General features: G+C 36.0%; 10 protein-coding genes. 6 read left to right on the forward strand and 4 right to left on the reverse strand.

Features of this window, described 5'->3' with window-relative positions; translation table 11 throughout:
- Positions 1 to 57: 57 nt before the first annotated feature.
- The 3 genes from KS419_RS25390 to KS419_RS22950 are packed head-to-tail and all read left to right on the forward strand — an operon-like array spanning position 58 to position 1,538.
- On the forward strand, positions 58 to 702 hold the full coding sequence (locus KS419_RS25390) for an IS91 family transposase (protein WP_217065250.1): 645 nt from the start codon (positions 58 to 60) through the stop codon (positions 700 to 702).
- Complete coding sequence (locus KS419_RS25395) at positions 671 to 1,297, forward strand: transposase (RefSeq protein ID WP_217065251.1); 627 nt, start codon at positions 671 to 673, stop codon at positions 1,295 to 1,297. The genes KS419_RS25390 and KS419_RS25395 overlap by 32 nt, the downstream gene beginning before the upstream one ends.
- Positions 1,272 to 1,538, forward strand: coding sequence for a hypothetical protein (locus tag KS419_RS22950; protein WP_217065252.1), 267 nt, complete (start codon positions 1,272 to 1,274; stop codon positions 1,536 to 1,538). Before KS419_RS25395 ends, KS419_RS22950 begins: the two co-directional genes overlap by 26 nt.
- Positions 1,539 to 1,567: 29 nt before the next feature.
- Here KS419_RS22950 and KS419_RS22955 read toward each other — a convergent pair whose 3' ends face one another.
- Positions 1,568 to 2,470 (reverse strand): DUF2628 domain-containing protein, encoded by a 903-nt coding sequence (locus KS419_RS22955; protein WP_217069310.1) that lies wholly within the window; start codon positions 2,468 to 2,470, stop codon positions 1,568 to 1,570.
- Between the two features lie 165 nt (positions 2,471 to 2,635).
- On the opposite strand from KS419_RS22955, the gene KS419_RS22960 reads away from it, so the two are divergent.
- On the forward strand, positions 2,636 to 3,262 hold the full coding sequence (locus KS419_RS22960; RefSeq protein WP_217069311.1) for a hypothetical protein: 627 nt from the start codon (positions 2,636 to 2,638) through the stop codon (positions 3,260 to 3,262).
- A gap of 146 nt (positions 3,263 to 3,408) precedes the next feature.
- Here KS419_RS22960 and KS419_RS22965 read toward each other — a convergent pair whose 3' ends face one another.
- Positions 3,409 to 3,969 (reverse strand): hypothetical protein, encoded by a 561-nt coding sequence (locus tag KS419_RS22965; RefSeq protein WP_217069313.1) that lies wholly within the window; start codon positions 3,967 to 3,969, stop codon positions 3,409 to 3,411.
- Positions 3,970 to 4,140: 171 nt separating this feature from the next.
- Here KS419_RS22965 and KS419_RS22970 point away from each other — a divergent pair, with 171 nt between their 5' ends.
- Positions 4,141 to 4,533: a hypothetical protein gene (locus KS419_RS22970; protein WP_217069315.1), complete on the forward strand. Its 393-nt coding sequence runs from the start codon at positions 4,141 to 4,143 to the stop codon at positions 4,531 to 4,533.
- A gap of 139 nt (positions 4,534 to 4,672) precedes the next feature.
- Here the strand turns inward: KS419_RS22970 and KS419_RS22975 are convergent, their stop codons facing one another.
- Together KS419_RS22975 and KS419_RS22980 are read right to left on the reverse strand one after the other, a co-directional pair.
- Positions 4,673 to 5,230: a flavin reductase family protein gene (locus KS419_RS22975; RefSeq protein ID WP_217069317.1), complete on the reverse strand. Its 558-nt coding sequence runs from the start codon at positions 5,228 to 5,230 to the stop codon at positions 4,673 to 4,675.
- 148 nt (positions 5,231 to 5,378) lie between these two features.
- A complete protein-coding gene (locus tag KS419_RS22980; RefSeq protein ID WP_217069319.1) occupies positions 5,379 to 6,035 on the reverse strand; it encodes a GerMN domain-containing protein in 657 nt (218 codons plus the stop codon).
- 217 nt (positions 6,036 to 6,252) lie between these two features.
- Here KS419_RS22980 and KS419_RS22985 point away from each other — a divergent pair, with 217 nt between their 5' ends.
- Positions 6,253 to 6,918: a hypothetical protein gene (locus tag KS419_RS22985; RefSeq protein WP_217069321.1), complete on the forward strand. Its 666-nt coding sequence runs from the start codon at positions 6,253 to 6,255 to the stop codon at positions 6,916 to 6,918.
- Positions 6,919 to 7,027 lie beyond the last annotated feature (109 nt).

A 7,027-nucleotide genomic window follows, 5' to 3' on the forward strand; every position in this document is an offset into this window, starting at 1 on the left:
AAATTCTCGAACTGTGGATAAGTTTTAGTTTAAAATATTGTTATGGGAGGTGAAGTCATGGTAAAGCACGGTAGCGGAGTGATAAAAAAGATACTTAAGGATCACTTCGATGGTTTTTGGAGACTTCATCATGATCGCTTCCCTAAAGAGTATCAAGGTGATGTTCAGGAGGCCGTTGAAAAAGCAATAAAGTGTGGCACAACTGACATTGGTTTTGCGAAATATGAATGTTTAGGATGTGAAGGAGAACCTAAACCAGTCTTCGTAGGTTTTACGTGCAAAAGTCGATTCTGTCATAGATGTGGTAAAAAATATACCGATGATTGGTCAGATAAACAAGAAGAAATGATTTTTGATGTTCCACATCGTCATATGGTGTTTACGATTCCGAAGGAGATAAGATCAGTATTTTTTTTAGATCGTAAAAAGTTAAATGAATTGAGTAAACAAGTGGCAGAAGTCTTTCATTTTTACTATCAAAGAAAAAGTAAGAAACGCGACTTAAAAGTGGGTATTATAACCGTCATTCATACATTTGGACGAGATTTAAAATGGAATCCTCATATACATGCCTTAGTAACAGAAGGCGCTCTTGATAAAAATAAAGAATGGGTTCCGAGTGAATTCATCCCTTATGAGTACCTAAGAAAAATCATGGCAAAAGGTAGTAATGGATGCAATAAAAGAGTGGTTCCCAACTAATCCTAAGGTCCATACACTAGTAAATGATTTATATAAACGCTATCCTAAAGGGTTTTATGTTAACGCAGAAAAGAAAATGAAAAATGCAAAAGGCGCGGCTAAGTATATAGGTAGATACCTTGCTAGACCAGCAATTGCAGAGTATAGAATTGAATCTTATGATGGAGAAACGATTCGATTTTGGTATGAAGATCATCAAACTGGTAAGAAGGTAAATGTGGCATGGCCTATTTTTCGATTTCTTTTTGAGTTACTACAACATATTCCTCCCAAGCATTTTCGAATGGTTGGGCGTTTTGGGTTGTATAGCAGAAAATCACATAAGAAAACGAATCAAATCCTATCACTTTATGCTTATGTAAGAACTCGTCAGCTCTCTTTGTTGGTAGAAAAGAAGAAAAGAAAGAAAACCTATCGCCAAAGAATGATTGATGCGTTTGAAAGAGATCCTTTTATATGTCCTCATTGCCATCGCGAGATGGATTTAACAGAAATTTGGCATGCGGATCATGGATTTATTTTTCATTATATGCAAGGGGTGAAGTGTATTAAATTTAGGAGGGAAGAAGATGTCATCAAAAAAAGAGCAGGATAATACGATAAATGACCCTTTTTTGAGATGGCTTGAAGAAGGGGAAGACCCGTTTGGATTACATGAAGATCAAGAAGATGATGTGATTATTTTTAAGTGTTTAGATTGTAAAAAGACAGATGAAGTACCTGATTTTGTAGTAGGTGATTTCTCTGTTGATTTAAAAGAAGGAGAGAAAGTTGAAATTGAATGTCCTTATTGTAGTGGAACTATGCATGAAGCGAGTGACGTCCCAAGTAAATAGTACTTAACTTGGGACGTGCGAAAGTCGCGTTAGCGATTTTGTTCTTGGGCAAGTTTTAAATGAAAAACTCTTTTTCCTTTCAATTCGTCATCAATATGAACTTCTACAGAGTATTCACCAACTTCTGTTAATGGGTCACCAGCATCCAGGATTGTCAGAGTAACCATATTTGAGGAGAAGATATGGTAGGATCTTTCCCATATTTTTTCCCACTCTAATTCATCTGAATCCCTAAAGTAAAGTACTACATAAAGGGAACTATCCCCCACATCCTCCGTACCGTGATACAGAAGGGATATTTCAGAACTAGTATATTTCTCAAAAACGAAGTCATCCTCTTGATTTATGGTACTATATACTCCTTTGTCACCATCAAAGACATAAACTCCGTAAGGTATGGCACTTTCAAACTCCCAGGAATAAATCCATTGGAACGGGAGGAGGAAAACGAGAAAAAATACAATTGGTGTAATGATTGCACTAATCAAAGACCGCCCCGGCTTGTGAAATAGTGGCACAGCTGTCTTTCGCTTGTGTTTGTCATCTAATTGTTGTTGAATGTGACGGGCAAAGATGGCATTACCTTTCCATCCAAAAAAAAGTGATATAAGAACGGGCCATATATAATTCCAAAGAAACAGACTTTCCAAATCGAAAGGGGTATAATTAGTAAACAAGGGAGATATTGACTGAACAATGCCCCCAGTAAGTAAAATAAGAAAATAGATTAATACCCATCCATACATATGTCGGTAAGAAAGCCAAAAGGGACCAAGGCAAAAAGCTGCCCAGTTCCAACCTGAAAACTGCAAAGGCTGTTTGCTATTTTGCCAGCGGGACAAATAATAGTCAGTGTTCTCTTCAATCTGCTGGATACAATTATGTATATAGGTAGAATCATTTTTTATTCTAGAAGAAAATGTTTTGTTCATGATCGTTCCTTTCTTTTTTGCTTTTTCATAAGACTTTGTTAAAGGCTTAGGTTGAAATTAAAATGAAAGTACGAAACGTTTATGGATTAGGAAGTGACATTATGTCGTTTTCTATAAATCGTTTTACTATTTACTAGCCTATTATAAAGGAGAGACTTCGATACCATGAGAAATTGCAGAAATTTGAAGCAAATAACATTTTTTATCCTTTCCTCGATAATAGTAAGTTTTATTGCAGCTTGTCAAACGGAAGACTCTTTGGAGCAAAATGAAATACTATCTGAGTATATCCACATGGATTTCGGATATTCCTCTTTTTCCTATCCACAAACGTGGGATGTAGTCTCTATAGCCAAGGATGTATACTTGCGATATCAGGACTGGGAGAATCCTGAAAACCATCGATACTCTCAAGTCCCATACCGGTATAAATTTGATTTTGGTAAAAAAGCACCTGAAAATGAAGTGGGTGAAAAGCAAATAGAAGATTTTAATGACCAGCAAGCATTGCAAGGGGAAACCTATCGTCAACTCTACTATCACACATACTTTCAACATTATGCCACACTTGAAATCAGTAAAAATGGCTTTACAAGGCTAATATCTAATGATGAGCATATGGAAGAGTGGAATATCAATGGAGAAGAATTCCGTGTCCTACGGCAGGGGAATGAATGGATTATAAACTGGTATAAGAATGGTGCTTACTTTGACCTTATTATTCTGGGGGAAGCTGGTATCACGACTGATGAACAGTCTAAAGAACTAATAGAAACTCTTTTTTTGCATTAATTACTTTAGTAGTAGACTATTTGCAGTTGGATGAAATAGATATTTTTCAGGAGACCCCACAAAAAAGTGTTGAAAAGTTAATAGGGATGAAACAAAAAACTAAAAAAATGCCCCAAAATAATATATTGGAACATTCTTTTATCGTATTAAAAAGTGTCCAAGTAAAGGAACATGTTATGGTCCCCTAACATGTTATTTCCCTGATAAGGGGGATACCAGATAAATAAGAAAGTAATCAGTACTAAGTAAAGAAGGGTTAAGATGTGGAGAATGGTTAGTTTCCATTTGGCGGTACTATCCCTTCTTTTCCAATAATGAATACTCCAAAATCCGGCGAGTCCTGATAATAATAAAAGGAATAACAGGAGGATTCTCACTTCCGGTATGGGCAGCATTTCTGCTGTCATAGCACCCATTAACCCAGCCATCCCCCCAGTAAATATTCCTTCGATGATCCCAAGGGTTCCGTGTGGCCAACCTAGAATAAATCCTAAAAGAACAGCGGCAAGGACACTTAGTATAACGGAAGCGAAAAACTGTCCTTGATATAATCCCCCTAAAAAAACTCCCGCTGTTATTCCTAGGATCATAGAGGAACCCATAGTCAGCATCATTTTTTCCATTCCTGATCGTTCTTTCCCGCTTCCCTTCACTGCCAAATAATATAGACATAAAGGGATTACTATGAAAACACTATAAAAAAGCATCGTTTTCCCCCAATGTTAAAATTGACTAGAAAAAAGACAGGCCTATAGTTTAACGTATTCACCAAATGATTGGAATAGAAGTAAAAATACACTTGATATAGTCGTATGACAGTCAAGTTCTAGTATAATTTAAAATACTACGAATCGTACAAAAGGCTGGAGAGGATAATTATGGTTATCGTGCATGTGGATAAAAGGGAAAAAAAATATATTATTCATGAAGATAAAAACTGCCAAAACATTAAAAAAGGGAAGGGAAAAGTAGACGATGAGATACTAAATCATAACTGGATAAAATGTAAAGATATTCAGCTTGCGAAATATATGTATTTATTGGAATATGAAGATTATTCTCTCAGTCATCATTGTTATTTACAGCAAGAAAAAACGTATGGGGAAACAGATGTTCCTTTTAACGACTATACTAGACACCATCAAACCGTTTTGGGACCTGTTGGAAAAAGGGTACATATCTCTTCTTTACCAAAATGGCTAAGGGTCTTTTATTATTTTGTTTTTATCGTTATCCTCGTTGGAATCATAATTATTATTATTTATTCTTGATAAACATCAACCTAATATAAAGCTAAAACTTTGGCAAAAGAGTCGATATGCTATCCGCTAGTAGTTTAGACAGTACAAATGATAATTGCATCACGGATGCAAGGTAAAGAAAAAAACAAGCTTTGAGCTTGTTTTTTAGTTATATATCCAATAGAATTTCCTTCTTTGAAGTAGAGGAATCAGCAATTAAATAGTTGGATTGCCCTAAATATAATGGAAGCTGTAAATTCATAAGGTTTGGAAGCATGCCATCGAATTTCGTGTTATCTTGATGAAAACGTTTAATACTGCCCACAATCCAATCATGGTCACCGTAACTCTGCAAATCAATAACTTCACATTCATAGGCTACATAGGCATTCTCTAAAATTGGAGAGTTGATAACTTCTCCAGTTTTCCATGAGATGTCCATTCTTTTGAACTTGTCACCATCAGATCCAGATAATTTACCTGCCCCTTCAATAATATGGGCATATTCTGCAGGGAGAAAATTAATGGCAAATGAATTACTCTCTTTGATGAGGTGGTGTGTAAAACGTTCTTTTGCTACAGCAACTCCGTATAGTGGTGGATTATAAGATATATAGGAGTGCCAACCAGCTGCCATTATCTTTTGAACATCTCCATGTTTTGCTGTCACTAAAGCGATTAATCCTGGATAACAGTGTAATACCGTTTCATCTGTACTTTTTAGCATTGGTTATACTCCCTTCCTGAAAAAATGTGTTTTCACAATTATAATCGAAATCAAAAGTGATGCCTATCCCTGTCATAAGAATGTCACATATAGATAGTAAATTTCAAAAAAAACACCACCAAATCTTTGGTAGTGTTTTGCTCTTCTTTTATTCTGCCAGAGAGTAATCCTCTGGATTTTTTGCCTCAATTGGTTCGGAAACATCCATATGGCCTAAGAAGTTCTCTGGTACTTCCCCTTCCACAAGTATTTGCGTTTTGCCATAACCAAATTGATGGGCAAGCATGGCGATTTGCTCCACTAACATAAGTTCTCCATAAGAACCAAGATTAGCATCCAGGATATGGGGGTTAAAGGAAACAAAAGCAGTATCTTCTTCAAACGTCACTGACTGAACTATGGTAGTCTCAGGCACAAGACTAACAAGGTTCTCTTTTGTTGGACCTGATAGCCAAAGTTCGTAAACTGTCATTGCACCAGTTTCATCTTTAGGTACGGATAGATCAGTAGTGACACGGAAGATTTCCATTAAATCTTTGTCTGCAAAGTAAAGCTCTACATTAGACACAGTAGCAATTTCCTCATCTGTTCCAGTGTCTTCCTCTGTTCCCTCATCATCTGCCGGTTGACTTTCTTCCGCTTCGGATACTTCTTCCTCATTATGGTCACTGTCGTTTTGCTCTTCCACTTCCGTTCCATTTGTCGCATCATCCTCACCGGAAGTGATATCCGATTCCCCTTGTCCACAAGCTGCAAGGAATAATAATGTACATAAGCTTAGTAAGACCCATTTTAGTTTAATCATAACAATCCCCTTTCTATGTTGTTATACATATCATTAGTCGGTAAAATAGTTAACATGTTACAAGGATAGCACAAAAAAACCTATTGTATTACAAAAAACGAAAAGATTGTCGAATGTCCTAGATATTAGATACTTTAGGAGTTCTTACAGTCGAAATATGATAAGGTAATCTTATGGAAAATTAGATTTAAGGTAAAAGGTATTTAATGGAGGCACTATGGGTAACAAAGGGGAAAAATCTATCATCGAAATAATCTATGAGATGATCATGTTTGTCTTGGCTTTTGTTGCAGTCGCAACGATTTGGTACGGGACACAATATGATTCGGTAATTGTTTGGGGAACATGGGTGATATTTTTTTTAGATTTTTTATACCGCTTTTTTACGACAACGAATAAGATGAAATTTCTTCGTTCTAATCCGTTTATGATCATAGCCATTATTCCCCTAGATTCAATTTTTCAGTTAGCTAGGGTAGCGAGATTACTACACTTCTTAAGGCTAAAGGTCATTACACAATATTATACAAAACCAATTATTAAAAAACTTGAGAAACAAAGGTTTTCGTATCTCATTCCAGTTGCCTTTATTGTGGTGTTTATTTGTGTTCTTCCCCTATACTTGCTGGAACAAAGCCTTGAAACTTATTTTGATGCATTTATGGGTGGTATAGCCTCATTAGTGTTTTTTGGGTATACAGCTATTAAGCCACAAACTACATTAGGGACTATTATAATAACATTGCTAACTATCTTAGGGGTCATTATTCACGGTGTAATTATTAGTTCTCTGTTAAAGACCATGTTAGGCTTCCCCTTTGTTAAAAAATATAAAAGTAAACTCATAAAAAATAAAGAGAATAGAATTAAAAAAGCAGAGTAAAAATCAGTATGTACAAGAAAAGCGCAAGCGCCTAGGCTCACGAGCGTAGGGCAGTGGAGGAATGACAACAGAAGTCCACTCTTTGACTTCGGTTGTCACTTCCGAAGTG

The organism is Evansella tamaricis (assembly GCF_019042215.1).
Taxonomy (GTDB): domain Bacteria; phylum Bacillota; class Bacilli; order Bacillales; family Salisediminibacteriaceae; genus Evansella; species Evansella tamaricis.

Bases quoted from the DNA above. Each gene is read 5' to 3' on its own strand.
- KS419_RS25390 (WP_217065250.1), top strand. From the start codon at position 58: ATGGTAAAGCACGGTAGCGGAGTGATAAAAAAGATACTTAAGGATCAC.
- KS419_RS25395 (WP_217065251.1), top strand. From the start codon at position 671: ATGGATGCAATAAAAGAGTGGTTCCCAACTAATCCTAAGGTCCATACA.
- KS419_RS22950 (WP_217065252.1), top strand. From the start codon at position 1,272: ATGTCATCAAAAAAAGAGCAGGATAATACGATAAATGACCCTTTTTTG.
- KS419_RS22955 (WP_217069310.1), bottom strand. From the start codon at position 2,470: ATGAACAAAACATTTTCTTCTAGAATAAAAAATGATTCTACCTATATA.
- KS419_RS22960 (WP_217069311.1), top strand. From the start codon at position 2,636: ATGAGAAATTGCAGAAATTTGAAGCAAATAACATTTTTTATCCTTTCC.
- KS419_RS22965 (WP_217069313.1), bottom strand. From the start codon at position 3,969: ATGCTTTTTTATAGTGTTTTCATAGTAATCCCTTTATGTCTATATTAT.
- KS419_RS22970 (WP_217069315.1), top strand. From the start codon at position 4,141: ATGGTTATCGTGCATGTGGATAAAAGGGAAAAAAAATATATTATTCAT.
- KS419_RS22975 (WP_217069317.1), bottom strand. From the start codon at position 5,230: ATGCTAAAAAGTACAGATGAAACGGTATTACACTGTTATCCAGGATTA.
- KS419_RS22980 (WP_217069319.1), bottom strand. From the start codon at position 6,035: ATGATTAAACTAAAATGGGTCTTACTAAGCTTATGTACATTATTATTC.
- KS419_RS22985 (WP_217069321.1), top strand. From the start codon at position 6,253: ATGGGTAACAAAGGGGAAAAATCTATCATCGAAATAATCTATGAGATG.